21 protein-coding genes are annotated in these 16,361 nt (G+C 65.1%); 11 read left to right on the forward strand and 10 right to left on the reverse strand.

The window, feature by feature from the left end; translation table 11 throughout:
• Nucleotides 1–97 precede the first annotated feature (97 nt).
• The 5 genes from sufC to ASS64_RS07675 are packed head-to-tail and all read left to right on the forward strand — an operon-like array spanning nt 98 to nt 3,698.
• Entirely contained in the window at nt 98–859 is a 762-nt protein-coding gene (gene sufC / locus ASS64_RS07655; protein WP_067692219.1) for a Fe-S cluster assembly ATPase SufC, read from the forward strand.
• Nucleotides 852–1,610, forward strand: coding sequence for a SufD family Fe-S cluster assembly protein (locus ASS64_RS07660; RefSeq protein ID WP_067692222.1), 759 nt, complete (start codon nt 852–854; stop codon nt 1,608–1,610). Before sufC ends, ASS64_RS07660 begins: the two co-directional genes overlap by 8 nt.
• Nucleotides 1,607–2,836, forward strand: coding sequence for a cysteine desulfurase (locus ASS64_RS07665; protein ID WP_067692225.1), 1,230 nt, complete (start codon nt 1,607–1,609; stop codon nt 2,834–2,836). Before ASS64_RS07660 ends, ASS64_RS07665 begins: the two co-directional genes overlap by 4 nt.
• Nucleotides 2,833–3,339: an SUF system Fe-S cluster assembly protein gene (locus ASS64_RS07670; RefSeq protein ID WP_067692228.1), complete on the forward strand. Its 507-nt coding sequence runs from the start codon at nt 2,833–2,835 to the stop codon at nt 3,337–3,339. Before ASS64_RS07665 ends, ASS64_RS07670 begins: the two co-directional genes overlap by 4 nt.
• Complete coding sequence (locus ASS64_RS07675; protein WP_067692231.1) at nt 3,339–3,698, forward strand: iron-sulfur cluster assembly accessory protein; 360 nt, start codon at nt 3,339–3,341, stop codon at nt 3,696–3,698. Before ASS64_RS07670 ends, ASS64_RS07675 begins: the two co-directional genes overlap by 1 nt.
• Nucleotides 3,699–3,711: 13 nt before the next feature.
• Here the strand turns inward: ASS64_RS07675 and ASS64_RS07680 are convergent, their stop codons facing one another.
• Nucleotides 3,712–4,131, reverse strand: a complete 420-nt coding sequence (locus tag ASS64_RS07680; protein ID WP_067692234.1) for a hypothetical protein — start codon at nt 4,129–4,131, stop codon at nt 3,712–3,714.
• On the reverse strand, nt 4,124–4,816 hold the full coding sequence (locus ASS64_RS07685) for an EI24 domain-containing protein (RefSeq protein WP_067692237.1): 693 nt from the start codon (nt 4,814–4,816) through the stop codon (nt 4,124–4,126). Before ASS64_RS07685 ends, ASS64_RS07680 begins: the two co-directional genes overlap by 8 nt.
• A gap of 112 nt (nt 4,817–4,928) precedes the next feature.
• Between ASS64_RS07685 and ASS64_RS07690 the strand changes: the two genes are divergently transcribed.
• A complete protein-coding gene (locus ASS64_RS07690; protein WP_067692240.1) occupies nt 4,929–5,924 on the forward strand; it encodes an adenosine kinase in 996 nt (331 codons plus the stop codon).
• A gap of 42 nt (nt 5,925–5,966) precedes the next feature.
• Here the strand turns inward: ASS64_RS07690 and ASS64_RS07695 are convergent, their stop codons facing one another.
• From ASS64_RS07695 to purD, 3 genes are all read right to left on the reverse strand, one after another.
• Nucleotides 5,967–6,455, reverse strand: a complete 489-nt coding sequence (locus ASS64_RS07695; protein ID WP_067692243.1) for a hypothetical protein — start codon at nt 6,453–6,455, stop codon at nt 5,967–5,969.
• Nucleotides 6,456–6,465: 10 nt separating this feature from the next.
• On the reverse strand, nt 6,466–7,512 hold the full coding sequence (locus ASS64_RS07700; protein WP_198147678.1) for a nitroreductase family protein: 1,047 nt from the start codon (nt 7,510–7,512) through the stop codon (nt 6,466–6,468).
• Nucleotides 7,513–7,791: 279 nt separating this feature from the next.
• Complete coding sequence (gene purD, locus ASS64_RS07705) at nt 7,792–9,066, reverse strand: phosphoribosylamine--glycine ligase (protein ID WP_067692250.1); 1,275 nt, start codon at nt 9,064–9,066, stop codon at nt 7,792–7,794.
• On the opposite strand from purD, the gene xseA reads away from it, so the two are divergent.
• The 4 genes from xseA to ASS64_RS07725 are packed head-to-tail and all read left to right on the forward strand — an operon-like array spanning nt 9,065 to nt 12,704.
• A complete protein-coding gene (gene xseA / locus ASS64_RS07710; protein ID WP_067692253.1) occupies nt 9,065–10,522 on the forward strand; it encodes an exodeoxyribonuclease VII large subunit in 1,458 nt (485 codons plus the stop codon). The genes purD and xseA overlap by 2 nt on opposite strands.
• A 24-nt stretch (nt 10,523–10,546) precedes the next feature.
• Nucleotides 10,547–10,756: a DUF2093 domain-containing protein gene (locus tag ASS64_RS07715; RefSeq protein WP_067692256.1), complete on the forward strand. Its 210-nt coding sequence runs from the start codon at nt 10,547–10,549 to the stop codon at nt 10,754–10,756.
• Nucleotides 10,753–11,679: a M23 family metallopeptidase gene (locus ASS64_RS07720; RefSeq protein ID WP_083508236.1), complete on the forward strand. Its 927-nt coding sequence runs from the start codon at nt 10,753–10,755 to the stop codon at nt 11,677–11,679. The genes ASS64_RS07715 and ASS64_RS07720 overlap by 4 nt, the downstream gene beginning before the upstream one ends.
• Before the next feature lie 44 nt (nt 11,680–11,723).
• Nucleotides 11,724–12,704 carry an esterase-like activity of phytase family protein gene (locus ASS64_RS07725; protein WP_083508237.1) on the forward strand — a complete coding sequence of 327 codons (981 nt, stop codon included), beginning with the start codon at nt 11,724–11,726 and terminating at the stop codon, nt 12,702–12,704.
• 56 nt (nt 12,705–12,760) lie between these two features.
• Here the strand turns inward: ASS64_RS07725 and rpmB are convergent, their stop codons facing one another.
• Nucleotides 12,761–13,051: a 50S ribosomal protein L28 gene (rpmB, locus tag ASS64_RS07730; RefSeq protein WP_067692262.1), complete on the reverse strand. Its 291-nt coding sequence runs from the start codon at nt 13,049–13,051 to the stop codon at nt 12,761–12,763.
• A 158-nt stretch (nt 13,052–13,209) separates the two neighbouring features.
• On the opposite strand from rpmB, the gene ASS64_RS07735 reads away from it, so the two are divergent.
• Nucleotides 13,210–13,665, forward strand: coding sequence for a nucleoside deaminase (locus ASS64_RS07735; RefSeq protein ID WP_067692265.1), 456 nt, complete (start codon nt 13,210–13,212; stop codon nt 13,663–13,665).
• Nucleotides 13,666–13,830: 165 nt separating this feature from the next.
• Here the strand turns inward: ASS64_RS07735 and ASS64_RS16665 are convergent, their stop codons facing one another.
• The 4 genes from ASS64_RS16665 to nadC form a co-directional block, all read right to left on the reverse strand.
• Nucleotides 13,831–14,142, reverse strand: a complete 312-nt coding sequence (locus ASS64_RS16665; RefSeq protein ID WP_157075111.1) for a hypothetical protein — start codon at nt 14,140–14,142, stop codon at nt 13,831–13,833.
• A gap of 175 nt (nt 14,143–14,317) precedes the next feature.
• Nucleotides 14,318–15,031 (reverse strand): ribonuclease T, encoded by a 714-nt coding sequence (locus ASS64_RS07740; RefSeq protein WP_067692268.1) that lies wholly within the window; start codon nt 15,029–15,031, stop codon nt 14,318–14,320.
• Complete coding sequence (locus ASS64_RS07745) at nt 15,018–15,440, reverse strand: hypothetical protein (RefSeq protein WP_067692272.1); 423 nt, start codon at nt 15,438–15,440, stop codon at nt 15,018–15,020. Before ASS64_RS07745 ends, ASS64_RS07740 begins: the two co-directional genes overlap by 14 nt.
• A gap of 40 nt (nt 15,441–15,480) precedes the next feature.
• The gene (gene nadC, locus ASS64_RS07750; RefSeq protein WP_067692275.1) at nt 15,481–16,341 is read right to left on the reverse strand and encodes a carboxylating nicotinate-nucleotide diphosphorylase; all 861 of its coding nucleotides are present in this window, start codon (nt 16,339–16,341) and stop codon (nt 15,481–15,483) included.
• Nucleotides 16,342–16,361 lie beyond the last annotated feature (20 nt).

The following is a 16,361-nucleotide window of genomic DNA, read 5'->3' on the forward strand; positions in this document are numbered from 1 at the left end:
ACTTGATCCGGGATAGTGCTTTTTTTTCTGGCGCTGCGCTCAAGACAGCACCGGCCCCGGATCAGGTCCGGGGCGACGACAATCTGGAAATCGCATCATGCTGAAAATCGACAATCTCCATGCCGAAATCGACGGCAAGACAATTCTGAACGGGCTCACGCTCGAAGTGCCTGCGGGCGAAGTCCATGCGATCATGGGCCCCAACGGCGCTGGCAAATCGACGCTCGCCTATGTGCTGGGCGGACGGCCTGGCTACGAGGTCACGCAGGGTTCGGTCGAGTTCAACGGCCAGAACCTGCTCGACCTCGAACCACACGAGCGCGCCGCCGCCGGCCTGTTCCTGGGCTTCCAGTATCCGGTCGAAATCCCCGGCGTCTCCAACCTGCAGTTCCTCCGCGAAGCGCTCAACTCGCAACGCAAGGCGCGGGGCGAAGAACCGCTGACCGGCGGCGAATTCCTGAAGCTCGCCAAGGAAAAATCCGCGCTGCTCAAGCTCGACCCAGAAATGCTCAAGCGGCACGTCAATGTCGGCTTCTCCGGCGGCGAGAAGAAGCGCGCCGAGATGGTCCAGATGGGCATACTCGATCCGCAATTCGCCGTGCTCGACGAAACCGACAGCGGCCTCGACATCGACGCGCTGCGCGTGGTGGGCGAAGGCATCAATGCGATCATGCGCGACCCGGCCAAGGGCGTGCTGCTGATCACCCACTACCAACGCCTGCTCGAAGTGGTGAAGCCCGACAAGGTCTCGATCCTGTCGAAAGGACGCATCGTGCGCACCGGCGGGCCCGAACTCGCGGTCGAGCTCGAGAACGAAGGCTACGACGCGGTGATGGCCCCAGAGACTGCCAATGCCTGAAGCTGCTGAACTTCCAACACGGCGCGAGGAAGCCTGGCGCTATTCCGCGGTCGAGCGGCTGCAGGGCGAAGCGCTAGACGACTGGCGCGAGATCGATATCGCAGCGGGCGAAACCACTCGCGAGACGCTGGTGATCGCCGATGGCGAAAACACGAGGCCCACCGAACTGCATCGCTGGCGTGTGACCGTCGGCGAAGGCGCGACCTGCGAGCTGTTCGCGGTGCTCGCCTCGGCCGAATACGTGCGGCTCGAGGTGGAAGTGACGCTGCACAAGGGCGCGCATTTCGAGCTTGGCGGGATCACCGTGGGCGGACGCGAGACGGTTCGCGAATTCGTCACCCGCACGGTCCATGTCGCGCCCGAGGCGACCAGCAACCAGACCGTCCGCAGCGTCCATTGGGGCCATGGAACGGGCAATTTCCTCGGCAATATCGACGTGGTGCGCGATGCGCAGAAAACCGACGCGGCGCAGGACTTCAAGGGCCTGCTGCTCGAAAAGGGCGCGAGCGTGAACGCGGTGCCGCAGCTCGAGATCTTCGCCGACGACGTGAAATGCGCCCACGGCGCCAGCGTCGGCCAGATGGACGAGAACGCGCGGTTCTACATGGCTGCGCGCGGCCTGTCGCCCGATCTCGCCCGCCGCCTGCTGGTGCAGGCTTTCCTCGGCGATGCGCTGGTCGCGCTCGACGATGACGATGCGCGCGAGGCGATGATGCAGGTTGCGCTCGACAAGGTGGACAAGGCGCTGTGAACGAAGCAGTCGCCCTCACCCGCTCGAAAGGCCTGAAAGCGGAGTTTCCCGGCCTCGTCACCGCCGACGGACAGCCGTGGCATTACCTCGATACGGCCGCTTCGGCGCAGAAGCCGCAGGCGGTGATCGATGCGATGTCGCGCGCCCTCGGCAAGGATTACGCCACCGTCCATCGCGGTGTCTATTCCCGCAGCGCGCAGATGACGCTGGGCTACGAAGCGGCGCGCCGCCGCGTGGCCGAATTCATCGGTGCGGGGTCCGAGAATGAGGTTATCTTCGTGCGCGGCGCGACCGAGGCGATCAATCTCGTCGCCTCCAGCTGGGGCATGGCGAATCTCGGCGAAGGCGATCGCATCGTCCTTTCGACGCTCGAGCATCATTCGAACATCGTCCCCTGGCAATTGCTGGCCGAACGCACCGGCGCCCGGATCGACGTCTGCCCGCTGACCGAGGACGGCCGCATCGACCTCGTCGCGCTCGAATCGCTGCTGACGCCGAAGACGAAGCTCGTGTCCCTCGCGCATGTCTCGAACGTGCTCGGCAGCGTGCTCGACGCACGCGCGGCGGCGGACCTCGCACATTCGGTGGGCGCCAAGATCATGCTCGACGGCTGCCAGGCGGCACCGCGCATGGCGCTCGACATGGCGGCGCTCGATTGCGACTTCTACGCCTTCTCGGGCCACAAGATCTACGGGCCTACCGGCATCGGCGTGCTGTGGGCGCGCGAAGACATCCTCGATGTCATGCCCCCCTGGCAGGGCGGCGGGGCAATGATCGATCGCGTCACCTTCGAGAAGACCACCTATGCTCCGCCGCCGCAGCGTTTCGAGGCCGGCACGCCGATGATCACCGAGGCGATCGCACTGCATGCGGCGATCGACTATGTCGATGCGCTGGGGCCGGCCAGGCTCTTCGAGCACGAAAGCGGTCTCGCCCGTCAGCTGCGCGACGAGTTGCGCTCGCTCAACTCGGTCACGCTGTTCGGACCCGACGAAAGTGCCGGCATCGTCAGCTTCGCGATTCAAGGGGTTCACCCGCACGATCTCGGCACCATATTGGATGAAGAGAATGTCGCGATCCGCGCCGGCCACCACTGTGCGCAGCCGCTGATGGACCATCTCGGCGTCCCTGCCACCGCCCGCGCGAGCTTCGGGCTCTATTCCGACGAAAGCGACATCGCCGCCCTCATGCGCGGCATCGAACGGACCCAGAGGATCTTCGGATGAGCGAAGAAACGAAAAACGACACCGATTTCATCGCAGCCCCCTCGCCTGCCGACGCTATGCCTGCGAAGCCGCCGCGCGCCCGAGTCGAGGACGCCGTCGACATGGAGGAAACCCCGCGCGAGACGATGGAGCGCAAGCGCGACTACCTCGAAGGCTTCCTGCAGAAAAAGCCGGAAAACGTGCCTGCTGGCGCGCCGGGCGGCGATCTCTACGAAGCGGTCGTTGCCGCGCTCAAGGAAATCTACGATCCGGAAATCCCGGTGAACATTTACGATCTCGGACTGATCTACGGCGTCGAGGTCGATGACGAGAGCGATGTCACCGTCACGATGACGCTGACCACGCCGCATTGCCCGGTGGCCGAAACCATGCCGGGCGAGGTCGAACTGCGTGCCGCCAGCGTGCCCGGTGTACGCGACGCCGAAGTCAATCTGGTCTGGGACCCGCCCTGGGGCCCGGACAAGATGACCGACGAGGCGCGCCTCGAGCTGGGGATGCTGTGATGAGCGATACCAAGACCCGCCCCGCACCAAAGGCCGCCGTCGTCCTGACCAAGGCGGCCGAGCAGCGCGTCGCCGATCTCATGGCGAAGGCGCCCGAGGATGCGATCGGCGTCAAGCTGTCTACCCCGCGTCGTGGCTGCTCCGGCCTCGCCTATTCGGTCGATTACGTCACCGAGGAAGCCAAGTTCGACGAGAAGATCGAGACGCCCGGGGGCATTTTCTACATCGACGGCGCGAGTGTGCTCTACCTCATCGGCAGCACGATGGACTGGGTGGAAGACGATTTCACCGCCGGCTTCGTTTTCGAGAACCCCAATGCCAAGGGTGCTTGCGGCTGCGGCGAAAGCTTCATGGTCTGACCCTCGGGGGGGCTCAGCGCTTTAGCGCAGCCACACAGGCCGCGCGGTCGACATCGAGCCCGTCGCTCGCGCGGCGGGCATCGACATAGGTCGCGCTCGGCTCGCCGCGCGGCTCGAGCGGGTAGAGATAGACATCGAGCACGCAGGCTTCACCGGTAAACTGCAGCTTCTTCGCATCTCCCTCGGTCACGCTCAGGCGGGGCGGCCCGAACAGATTGGCGAGCGCAGTCTCATTGCTCCCGATCACGCCTTCCAGGCCTGGAACGTTCATCACGCGCGGCGCACGAAATCCTTGAGTGCTCGGCGCAACGCGTACTTCCTGCGGTGGAGGCGAGGCGCCGGGCCGCGAGACCGGCGGTACAGATGGTCCGCTCGCCGGCACGGTAGTGCAGGCGCCGAGCAAGGGCAGGAGGAACAGGACGGATTTACGCATGCAGATCTTTCTCACGCGCGCGATGGACGAGATGCGTCGCGCTGGCGGCGCCTATTATCGGCGCAATCAGATTGACGAAAGGTATTGCGAGCAGCGCCACGACCACGCCGCCGAGGAGGAAGCGTTTTAGACCGCCGATCGGGGCGATCTCGGCCGCGTCCGCGCGGTGCCGCAGCCACACCATGTCGCGCAATTCGCGTCCGATCAGATAGGCGTTTACGGCCCAGAAGACCGCAGCCACCCCGATGCCGGTCACCAGCAGGGCTGCTGCCACCGGCAGCGCGGCGGCATTGGCGAGCACGGTTCGCAGCAGCGAGCGCAGCGCGTTGCCTGCTTCCTCTGCCAGCGGGATGTCGCGCACCGTATGCGATGCACCGGGATAATGCCGCGCCTCGACCGCGCGCACCACGTCCTCGGCGAAGAACTGCAGCACGAACAGCGCCACCACGCGAAACAGAAACCAGCCCGCCAGGATCATTCCTGCCACGGCGACCAGCGCGCCCAGGCCGAAGGTGTCGGCACTGGTGACGGCGGCGATGACACGCTCCACTCCGACATAAAGCGCTGCGCCACCTGCGGCGAAAATCGCGAGCGTGATCAATGCGGTCTTGAGCAATACTTTCAAAATTGCCGGGTCGCCGAGCTGGCGCAGCGAGAGGGCGAGGGCGGCGGGCAACGACAACATGCATCTCGCGGGATGCGCGCCACCCCCTCGCAAGTCAACGCCGCCCTTGGCCTCGTCGCGACGAACGGCTAACGGCGCCCGACGCAATGAATTCACCTCCCCCGGAGCACATATGACCGAACCCCGCTACGACGTAATCGCCATCGGAAATGCCATCGTCGACGTAATGGCCCCTTGCGACGACGAGTTGATCGCCGAACTCGAGCTCAACAAGGGTGGCATGACGCTGGTCGACGAGGACGGCGCGCGTCGGCTGTACGAGGCGATGGGCCCGGCCAGGGAAATTTCCGGCGGTTCGGCGGCCAACACGCTGGCAGGGATGAGTGCGCTGGGCGCGCAATGCGCCTTTGTCGGCCAAGTGGCGAAGGACCAGCTGGGCGACGTTTTCAGCCACGACATCCGCGCGGTGGGTATCGATTTCGACACCGCTGCACGCGAAGGCCAGCCTGCTACCGCGCGCTGCCTGATCTTCGTGACGCCCGATGGCGAGCGGACCATGAACACCTTCCTCGGCGCGAGCCAGTTTCTCCCACCCGCCGCGCTCGACGACGAGCTGATCGCCAGCGCGGGCATTCTCTACCTCGAAGGTTACCTCTGGGACCCCGAGGAACCGCGCAGCGCGATGCGCCGGGCAATCGAGGTGGCCCGCAAGGCCGGCCGCAAGGTCGCCTTCACCGCATCCGAGAGCTTCGTGATCGAACGCCACGGCGACGATTTCCGTGCGCTGATCGAAGAGGGCCAGATCGACATCCTCTTCGTCAACGAACACGAGCTGGCGACGCTGACCGGCACCGACGATTTCGAAGCCGGCCTCGCGATGATAAAGGACAACGTCCCCGTGCTCGTCGCGACCCGCAGCGCCAAGGGCGCGGTCGGCATCGCGAACGGCCAGCGTGCCGAAGTCGCCGCCGAGCCGGTGGAAAAGGTGGTCGACACCACCGGCGCTGGCGATCTTTTCGCTTCCGGATTCCTTACAGGCCATGCGCGGGGCTTGGGGCTGGAAACCAGCCTGCGCATGGGTTCGATCTGCGCCGCCGAGATCATCTCGCACTACGGCGCACGAAGCGAGGCGGATCTGAAGGCGCTGGTGGCCGAAAAGCTGGGGTGAGCAAACCAGCGCGCCCTCGAATCACCCCGGCCTTTCGGAAGATCAAGCTCCGCCTGCCTGTTTCAGTTCGCGAAGAAATCCCGCGATTTGCTCGTCGCATTCTTGCTGGCGGACCTGCTCCTGTTGCAAGCCCAGCGACGCCAACAGTGGGTGCGGCAGCAGATCGGAGACGAGATCGATCGCCTTTTGTGGCGGTGAATGTCCGCCGTGAGTAAGAAACAGGGCGACGTGCCGAGGCAGGGCAGGTTTGCTCTCCAGAAAAGATCGCAGCGGCAATGCGGGATAGCTCGTCCAGATGGGTGCGCCCAGAAGGAGAACGTCGTCGCCAGACCACGACGCCGGTGGGGTCTGGATCTCGGGTAGACGACCCCGAACGCTGTCGTATCCAGCAAGAAGATACTGAAACCATCCTCCGTCGTAGCGAGGGCATTCGATCTTCATCGGCTGGATATCGAGCTCTCGTCCCAGTATCCTGGCGACCGCCTGCGTCGTGCCCGTTCGCGAGTAGTAAAGGATGGCGGCGTTGATCATTCTCGGCCTCCTAAGCCAGCACTTCGGCGATCGGCCGCCTGAGCGACATCGGAAGCGCTGGCGCCTTGCCGAACCGGATCACGAGATCCGGGCGCCTGTCCGGAATACCAAGCCAACTGGCGAACTCGGGTCGGATATCCGCCACTTCGATGGGCATATTGAGATGGGCGTGCCGAATGCCGAGCGCGGTCGCTTGCAGCGCAAAGCGCTGAAAGCTGCGCCCGACATTGATCCAACCTTCCTCATCGTCCCGGTCGGCAACAAAAATCACGATACCGGCCGAGCTGTTCACATGCCCGGCATACTTCTCGTTTTCCGATTCCTTGGAGAAAAAGAGGTCGAACATCAGGCTCCCGAGCCAGCTCGGGGAAGTCGGGTTGCCCGAACAGGCGGTGAAGAGGCCATCTTTCGTTGCAAGCGCCGCTTCAGGGTTGAACCTGATCCAGTCCTTCAGTTCCTCGACGAAAGCTGGATCGTCGCATTGCACGCTGTTCCCTGCAATCACATAATCGAGCACGCCGTCCATCTTCGCCCGGTCGGTGATGAACAACGTTTCCACGCCCGGCATGGCAGCCGCTCGACCCAACCTACGCAAGTCCTCCGTCGAGAGCGGCTGGCCGTCATAGTCCGAGCGGGTCGACTGGCGCAGCGGTATCGCATCGCAAAGCTCTCGGTCGGAAATGGCGCCGTTCCCCAACGCGACCGCGATCGAAGACGCCTTGCCCGCCGGATTGGCCGACACTTCTCCGGGTCGGCCTCGGGCATTTCCGGCAATCAGCAGGTTTTCCGCCGCGCAACCCAGAGACACGAAGACATGGTGGTCATCTGGGTCTACGACAGGGCAGCTGCGGCTCAGGTCGGGCAGTATGTCGACCGCGTCATCGCCCAGCCTGAATTTCCAAGGCTGCGTGTTGTGCGAATTCGGGGCCAGTGACGCGAAGCGGACAAAATCTTCCGGTTTGGCATCGGCGGGAAGCGGAGCACGAAGGGCTCGCGCAGTATCATCGTAGGTTTCCATGCCGCTGCCGCTGCAGCCGCCCAACCAGGTTGCAGTCACGCCGGCACAGCCTGCTGCGAGAAAGTTCCTCCGTGACCACGTCATCTCGACATCTCCAACCGTGGTGTTCCCGTAGGTTGGGCGAACCCGGGAGCCATCGATAACCAAGTGTATAAGGTCCGCAAACTCGACCGACTACGTAATTGACCGGGGTCCAGTCTCCGAAACTTTGCGGACGCGCCGGATCGAGCGGGTATCATCGTCCAAGAAGGCGATGTCCGCTTTGAAGGATCGTTTTCTAAACCACATCGCCCGCGAGCGGGTCGCAAGCCGCCGCGCCTATCCCTGTTCCCGCCTTACCTCGCGCTGGCCGATATCCCTTCGGCAGAAACCGTCCGCGAAATCAATCGCGTCGACCGCCGCATAGGCCCTGGCCTGCGCTTCGGTGGCGCTGGCGCCGCGCGCGGTCACGTTGAGCACGCGGCCACCGCTGCTGGTCAGCGTGTCGCCGTCCAGCTTCGTGCCGGCATGGAAGACCTTTGCACCGTTCGCCTCGGCCTCGCCCAGATCGATCGTGCCGCCCTTTTTCGGCGTGCCGGGATAGCCCTCGGCGGCCATCACCACGGTGAGCGCGAAATCGTCCGACAGGACCGGTGCGGCGACCTCGCCCAGCGTGCCTTGCGCGCAGGCCTGCATCAGTTCGACGAGATCGCTCTCGAGCCGCATCATCAGCACCTGGCATTCCGGATCGCCGAATCGCGCATTGTATTCGATCAGCTGTGGGCCGTCCTTGGTCAGCATCAGCCCGGCATAGAGCACGCCCGAATAGGGCGTGCCCTCGGCGGCCATGGTGCGGACCGTCGGCTCGACGATTGCGCGCATCACCTGCTCGCGCAGCGCCTCGCTCAGCACCGGGGCGGGCGAATAGGCGCCCATCCCGCCGGTGTTGGGCCCCCTGTCCCCTTCGCCCACGCGCTTGTGGTCCTGCGCGGTGCCGATGGGGACGATCGCCGTGCCGTCGGTCAGCGCGAAGAAGCTCGCTTCCTCCCCCATCAGGAACTGCTCGATCACCACTTCGCTGCCCGCGCTGCCGAACCTGCCGTCGAACATTTCGTCGAGCGCGTGCTGCGCCTCTTTGCGCGTCTCGGCGATGACCACGCCCTTGCCCGCGGCAAGACCGTCGGCCTTGAGCACGAAGGGCGGGTCGAATTTCTTGAGCGCGCCCCAGGCGGCCTCCAAAGAGGTGCAGCGTTCATAACGTGCCGTCGGAATATTTGCGCGCTGGCACAGCTCCTTGGTGAAACCCTTGCTGCCTTCGAGCTGCGCCGCCTGTTTCGAGGGGCCGAAAGTGTCGATGCCCGCCGCACGCAGCGTATCTGCCAGGCCGTCGACCAACGGCGCCTCGGGGCCGATCACGACGAGACCGATGGCGTTGTCCTTGCAGAAATCGACCACCGCGCCATGATCGTCCTCATCCAGCGAAACGCATTCGGCCTCCTGTGCGATGCCCGGATTGCCTGGCGCCGCCCACAGCTTGTCGCACAGCGGCGATTGCGCCAGCTTCCAGGCTAACGCATGCTCGCGCCCGCCCGAGCCAAGCAAAAGGATATTCATGGCAAGCGATTTCCCGTCCAATGGCGAAGATGCCAGCTTGGTAGCGAAGGGTCGTGCGGGCGACAACGCCGAGCCGCTGACCGTGAGCGAAATTTCGCAGGCGCTGAAGCGCACGGTGGAGGACCGTTTCGGTTTCGTGCGTCTGCGCGGCGAATTGTCGGGGGTGAAGCGCGCGGCGAGCGGGCATATGTATTGCGCGCTCAAGGACGAGAAGGCGGTGCTCGACGGGGTGATGTGGCGCGGCAATACGGGCCGCCTGCCGTTCACGCCCGAGGACGGGCTGGAAGTGGTCGCCAGCGGCAAGCTCACTACCTATCCCGGACGGTCGAAATACCAGATCGTGATCGAGCGGATGGAGCTGGCGGGTGAGGGCGCGCTGCTGGCGCTGCTCGAAAAGACCCGCGCGCGGTTGCAGGCCGAGGGTCTCTTCGCACAGGAGAGGAAAAAGCCCCTCCCATTCCTTCCTCGCACCATCGGCGTGGTCACCTCGCCTACCGGGGCAGTCATCCGCGACATCCTCCACCGGCTGGCGGATCGCTTTCCCAGCCGCGTGATCGTGTGGCCGGTGCTGGTGCAGGGGCAGGGCGCGGCGGAGCAGGTGGCCGGCGCGGTGCGCGGCTTTTCCGCGCTGCCCGAAGGCCACTCCGACCGGCCCGACCTCGTAATCGTTGCGCGCGGCGGCGGCTCGATCGAGGATCTGTGGAGCTTCAACGAGGAGGTCGTGGTCCGCGCGATCGCCGACTGTCCCATCCCAACCATCAGCGCGGTCGGGCACGAGACCGATACCACGCTGGCCGATTACGCCGCCGACCGCCGCGCACCCACACCGACCGCCGCGGCCGAGATCGCCGTGCCGGTGCGCACCGAACTCGCCGCGACGCTGGCAGATTTCGAAGCGCGCAAGAAACGCGCGATCCTGCGGCCCGTGCAATTGGGTCGCGAACGCCTGCAGGCGCGCACCGACCGGCTGCCCAGGCGCGAGGCGTTGCTCGAACCGCATGCGCAGCGGCTGGACGACCTCGCTGAACGCTTGCGCAGGGGTTTGCGCGACCGCGCGGCGCAGGGGCGTGAAAAGCTGTCGAACCTGCGGCTGGCGCCTGCCATTCTCGAGCGCAATCTGCGCGAGGCGCAGCGCGCACTGGCGGGGCAGAAGCTGGCCCCCGCGCTGGTCGAGCGCCCGCTGGCCGAGCGGCGCGAGCGGCTAGCGGCGCTGGCGCGGCTGGCCGAGCAGCTCCATCCCGACCGCCCTTTGGCGCGCGGCTATGTCCGCGTCACCGGCCCCGATGGGCGCACCATCACCGACAAGGCCGCAGCGGCACAGGAAACCACGCTGACGCTCAAATTCCGCGACGGCGAACTCGATGTCGCGACCGGCGGGATTCCATCCCCTCCCGCGCCGCGCCGCAAACCGCGCAAATCCGGAACCGGGTCCAAGCAGGACGATTTGTTCGGATGACGCGCAAATGCTAGGGATGGCGCTATGCTGATGAACAAGAATTCCGCCCCGTCCAATGGCGAGGCCAAGCTGCAATATGGCCCTTCGGGTTTTCGCGTTTTGCGCGCGGGCAACCACGTGTTCTGTGCGATGAGCGGGGTGCCCATTCCACTTGAGGAACTGCGCTACTGGTCGGTCGAGCACCAGGAGGCCTATGCCAGCGCCAAGCTGGCCACCGAGCGACTGGCGCCGTGAAGCCGGCGGGGGTCGCGCCGCTCTTCATCTTCGCGACGGCCTGTGTCCCGGCAGCAGAGCCCCAAGCTCCGCCACCGCCGCCCGCCGCGCAGGTCGTGCAGCCGGTGCGCGCCGCGCCGGCCCCGCCGTCGACGCCGACACCGACGCCCACGCCGGCTCCATCGCGCCCGGCAGTCTTCACCTTTGCGGGAGAGCTCGAACAGGGCGGCTGGATTCGTGGCGTCGTGCCAGGCGGAACGAGCGAAGCGATGCTGGGCGACGAGAAACTCTCCTTCGACGCAAACGGCCGGTTCTTCGCTGCCTTCGACCGCGATTCGCCGCGCGCGGTGACGCTCACCGCACGGCTGGCGGACGGGCGAACCATCGCAAGCCCGCTGACCGTCGCTCCGCGCGATTGGGAGATCGAACATGTCAATGTCGCGCGCAGGCCGGGCAGCTCGAGCGCGGCCTTCATGCGTCGTCGCCAGCCCGAGCTCGACGCGATCTGGAATGCGCGGTTGAAAGAGACAGGCGCCGAAGGCTGGCGACAGGATTTCATCTGGCCGGTAACCGGCCGCATCTCGGGCCGATTCGGCTCGCAACGCATCTATCGCGGTGAACCCGGCAGCTATCATTCGGGCATCGATATCGCACCCGGACACGGGGTGCCCTACGTCGCCCCGGCCGATGGGGTGGTAGTGCTGGCCGCGCAGGATTTCAGCCTCGAGGGCAAGCTGCTGATTATCGACCACGGGCAGGGCCTGAACAGCGCTTTCCTGCATTCCTCGCAGCTCTATGTCCGCGAGGGGGAGCGGGTGCGTCAGGGCCAGCATATCGGCAATATCGGCTCCTCCGGCCGTGCCACCGGCCCGCATCTCCACTGGAGCCTCAAGTGGCGTAACGCCCGGCTCGATCCGCTGCTCTTCACCGGGCCCATGCGCTGAGCGCTTGACGCGTCCGCCGGCGCCGCCAAGAGAGCGATCCGTCCATGCGCCCCAAGCGTCTCCTCCTCGCCCTTATGCTTGCCGGTGCGCTCGCACCGGGGACATGGCTGCGCGATCCCGAATTGCCGCGAAACTTCCATCGAGCGGTGGCGATCGAACCCCTGGACCAGGATTTCCAGCGATCAGGCCCCTTCGCCCTCGTCGCAGCGTGGGAACTGACCGGCGACCGGGTGCAGTTTGGCGGGCTTTCGGCGCTCGTCGCGCTGGACGGCATGCGGTTCCTCGCGGGTAGCGATACCGGGCGCAAGCTTGTGTTCGAGCGGCCCGACCGCAGCTCTGCGCCTGGCGAGCTCAGCCGGCTTGGCGAGAACGAGACCAGCTACAAGCTGGGGCGCGATCTCGAATCGCTGGCGATCGATCCGGTGAGCAGCACCGTGTGGGGAGGCTTCGAATTTCGCGAGTCGATCGTGCGCTTCGACGCGGATCTGAAGCCGGATGAGGAGGTCCGCCCTGCCGCAATGCGCTATTGGGGTGCCAATTCGGGGGCCGAATCGCTTGCCCGGCTGGCCGATGGGCGCTTCCTGGTGATCGAAGAGCGTCCTCAGCGCTGGCGCGAGCCCGGGCATCGCGCACTGTTATTTGCCGGCGACCCGATCGAGGAACGCGCGCCGGAGGAGTTGCGCATCGCGATACCCGCAAGCTACCGTCCGGTCGATGCGACGCCGGTCGAGGGCGGCAAGGCGCTGGTCCTGCTGCGGCGCGTGAGCTGGGGTATACCCCCCGTCTTCGAAAGCGCGATCGCCGAAGTCGATGTCGACCGGCATGCGGCCGACGGGACGATTGCTGCCGCGCTGTTGACCGAATTCGGCCCTGCCATCCCGCAGGACAATTACGAGGGTATCGCGCTGACCCGCGATGCCGACGGAACGCATGTGTGGCTCATCTCGGACGACAATTTCATGTCGATCCAGCGTACCTTGCTGCTCAAGCTGCGCTGGGACCAACGCGAAAAGGCGCGCGAGTAACCTCGCGCGCCCTTCGAACCGGTGCGTCGGTTGCGGCGCCGGGGCGCCCGTTCACCTCACGCGGAAGCCGCGTTCGCCTTCTTCAGCTCGCGCTTCACCTTGAGCGCATTGGCCGACAGTTTGTCGTCGCTGGTCTTGAGCAGCCAGTTGTCGAGACCGCCATTGTGCTCGACCGAACGCAGGCCCTGGGTCGACACGCGGAACTTGAAGCTGCGATCGAGCTTCTCGCTCATCAGCGTGACGTTCTGCAGGTTCGGCAGGAAGACCCGCTTGGTCTTGTTGTTGGCGTGGCTCACATTGTGACCGACCTGGCGGCCCTTGCCGGTGAGTTCGCAAATGCGCGACATGATACGTCTCTCGTTCGAATGGGCGGGCGAGCTTCCCCGTGCTGCGCTGGAGCAGCGTGGGTCCGTTCTTGTCCCGGAAAGCGGCGCGCATAGCGGCGAGGGTGCGAATCGTCAAGCACGTTGCGCCCCCGCATACCGCGGGCTAGCGAGGCGCTGGTATGTCGTTCTGGACCCTCCCGCAACCGATGAAACGCGCGCTCGAGCTGGCGGAGGACTCGGCGGCTGGGGGTGAAGTGCCGGTTGGGGCGGTGGTAACCCGCGGCGGCGAGGTAATTGCCGAGGCGCACAATGCCCCGCGCGAGACATGCGATCCGACCGCCCATGCCGAAATCCTGGCGATTCGCCGCGCCTCCGAGGCGCTGGGCGAGGAACGCCTCACAGAATGCGAGCTGTGGGTCACTCTCGAACCCTGCGCCATGTGCGCCGGCGCCATCGTCCACGCGCGTATCGGCAAGCTCTATTACGCCGCCAGCGATCCAAAGGGCGGCGCTGTCGAACACGGCGCACGGGTTTTCGACCAGCCGCAATGCCTTCACCGCCCGGAAGTCTATGCGGGCATGGGCGAGGCGAAGGCGGCGGATTTGCTGCGAGAGTTTTTCAGAGAGCGGCGGTGAGCTGCATGTCCGCTTGCAACCCTGAATGCGGGCATGCCCATTTTGGGTCCATCTTGTGCCCCATTCCAGACGTTGGAGATTGCCTACAAATGCTCGAAACCGACCTGGCGGGCAACCACTGCCGGCGGACAAGAGCTATGTCTGATAGCGGGTGGAAAGTGGACGTTAGACAATTACGCCTTGGCGATAAGCGATTTTGGATGGGCCATGAACTTTGCTTCCACGCTTCGTCACCTCCAGAGAAATTGATGGGCGCTCAATTCGAGTGAACAGAACCCCAAGACAATCGTAAAGTCTCATGTCCCGGCCAACGTTCGCCTCAACGTGAAGCTCCAATCGATCTGGGTTCGGGCCGTAATTGCGGATCACCGCGTCATCGCCGTAGAAGCGCTTGATCGTTTCCCGAATAAAATTTGCTTCGTCCTCCTCCAGCAAAGCTGGTTCTTGGGGAGGAAGGGACGGCGAAGCTTGAGGCATCAGGCAACTATATCCGCTAAGGTCATGTCCGCAATCGCGGTCGCTAGCGGAAAGACCGCTTTTCAGGATACGGCGAGAAAAGTCGGAAAGTCCGCTTCCGGGCCCAAATGGGAAAGTCGGATCGATCGGGCCGAGTGCCGGCTTTCAACCCGCCTTCAGGCACCGACAGTCCTGATCAAAGCCCCCGCCAGATTTTCGCCTCGGCCTCATCCTGCGCGCCGAACCGTGATCGGTTACACTCTGTCGGCATGAAGCGTTTGTCGTAGCACAGGCGCAGTTCTTCGAGCCAGCCGCGTGCATTCAGTTTGACGCCTACGGCCTCGCGCATCCAGCCGGGATTGGCATCGACGAAGCGCGTGCGGATCGTGCCGGCGGTGAGGCCGTCCTCGCGGCTGATGCGATCGAGATCGGGGATGCGCAGGCCCTCCCACAGGACCCGTGTGACCTTGAGATAGGTGGCGGGTTTCCGTGTCATGCAGGCGCCGTGCTTGGCCCACTGGCGCGCGATCAGCGCCGCCGAGGGAGAGATGCACATGTTCGCGGCGACCTCGCGCGGCAGCGGCGCTCGCGATATCGGGCACCATTGCGGCCAGCTGTGCCCGCTGGCGGGCCACAATCCATGGACCACGAGGCCGAACATGCCCGCTTGCCCGCCGCATTGGCGCGCATGACGGCGCTGGCCCTTGCGCGGCTTGCAGAATTCCGGGCTCCAGCTCAGCGCAAGCGTATAGCCCGTTACCGGCAGCCGGCGTGGCGGCGCATCGGGCCGAACCTGCGGGACCTGAACCGCCCGCGGCGGGCTGCACTGATAGTGCTGCGCGGCCAGCGGGCCTGCGTGGCAAAGCGTGCCCGCCAGAACGAGCGTCGAAAGATGCCTAGGGCGCCACATGCCTGTCGCCGCTGCTGCCGAGCCAGGCGCGCGCGTCGGGCCGAAACAGCAGGGCCACTGCGGCGATCTGCATCAAGGTGACCAGAATGCTCGCCAGATTGCCGGGTGCCCACATGGTCGCGAAATCGAAGTTCACGAAGAACAGCCCGACGACGATCAGCGCCACGAGAAGCCACTTGGCCAGATTGCTCGCACGGCGGGCGATGAAGTACCACAGCAGCAGGGGGATCAGCGCGCTCAGCGCCAATACGCCGATCAGAAAGCCGCCACCCCAGCCCATCCGCGCAAAGGCCGGGTCGCTCTGTATCTGCGCGAGAAGCGCGTCGTACTGAACCACGCTGCTGACCAGTGCCAGCGCGATGCTGAGCAGAAACAGGCGCTCGAACCAAATGATGGAAACCGGACGCATTGCAATTCCTCCCTCTGATCGAGCGGGGAATGCCCGCAAATTACAGGGGCGTAAAGTCGAGACCGATATCGGAAGCGGGCGCGCTCTGGGTGAGGCGACCGACCGACACGTAATCGACGCCGGTTGCGGCCTTTGCCTTGATGGTGTCGAGATTGATTCCGCCGCTCGCCTCGGTGGGCACGCGTCCGGCGACCATCGCCACCGCCTCGCGCAGGGTCTCTGGCGCCATATTGTCGAGCAGCAGCCGCGTGGCGCCTGCCTCCAGCGCGGGCTCGATCTGATCGATCCGGTCGACCTCGCAGATGATATCCTGCACGCCCGCCTCGACCGCGCGGCGCACCGCTTCGCCCACAGATCCGGCGACCAGGACGTGATTATCCTTGATCATCGCGGCGTCCCACAACCCCATGCGGTGGTTCGATCCCCCGCCCATGCGCACGGCGTATTTCTCGAGCATGCGCAGGCCGGGAATGGTCTTGCGCGTATCGAGCAATGTACAGTCCGGATTGTCCATTGCGCGGACATATTCGGCGACCATCGTGGCTATGCCCGAGAGGTGCTGGACGGTATTGAGCGCGCTGCGCTCCGCGGTCAGCATACCGCGCGCATTGCCTTTCATCCGCATGAGGTCGGTGCCCGCCGGGACGCTGGCGCCTTCCGCGACGAGGATGTCGATCTCCATGTGGGGATCGAGCGCGTGGAAGAACGCTTCCGCCACCGGCAGCCCCGCCACATGGATCGCATCGCGCGTGTCCATCACCCCTGCGAAGCGCGCATCGGCGGGAATGACGCTTTCGCTAGTGACGTCACGCCCACCGCCTGGCAGCCCCTCGCCGAGGTCCTCAGCAAGCGTGTCGCGAACGAATTGGTCGAGATCGAAGCCTTCCAGCGCGAACCCCATCGGTTATCTCCAGTTCCGAG

Source organism: Erythrobacter sp. AP23 (genome assembly GCF_001542855.1).
Lineage (GTDB): Bacteria > Pseudomonadota > Alphaproteobacteria > Sphingomonadales > Sphingomonadaceae > Qipengyuania.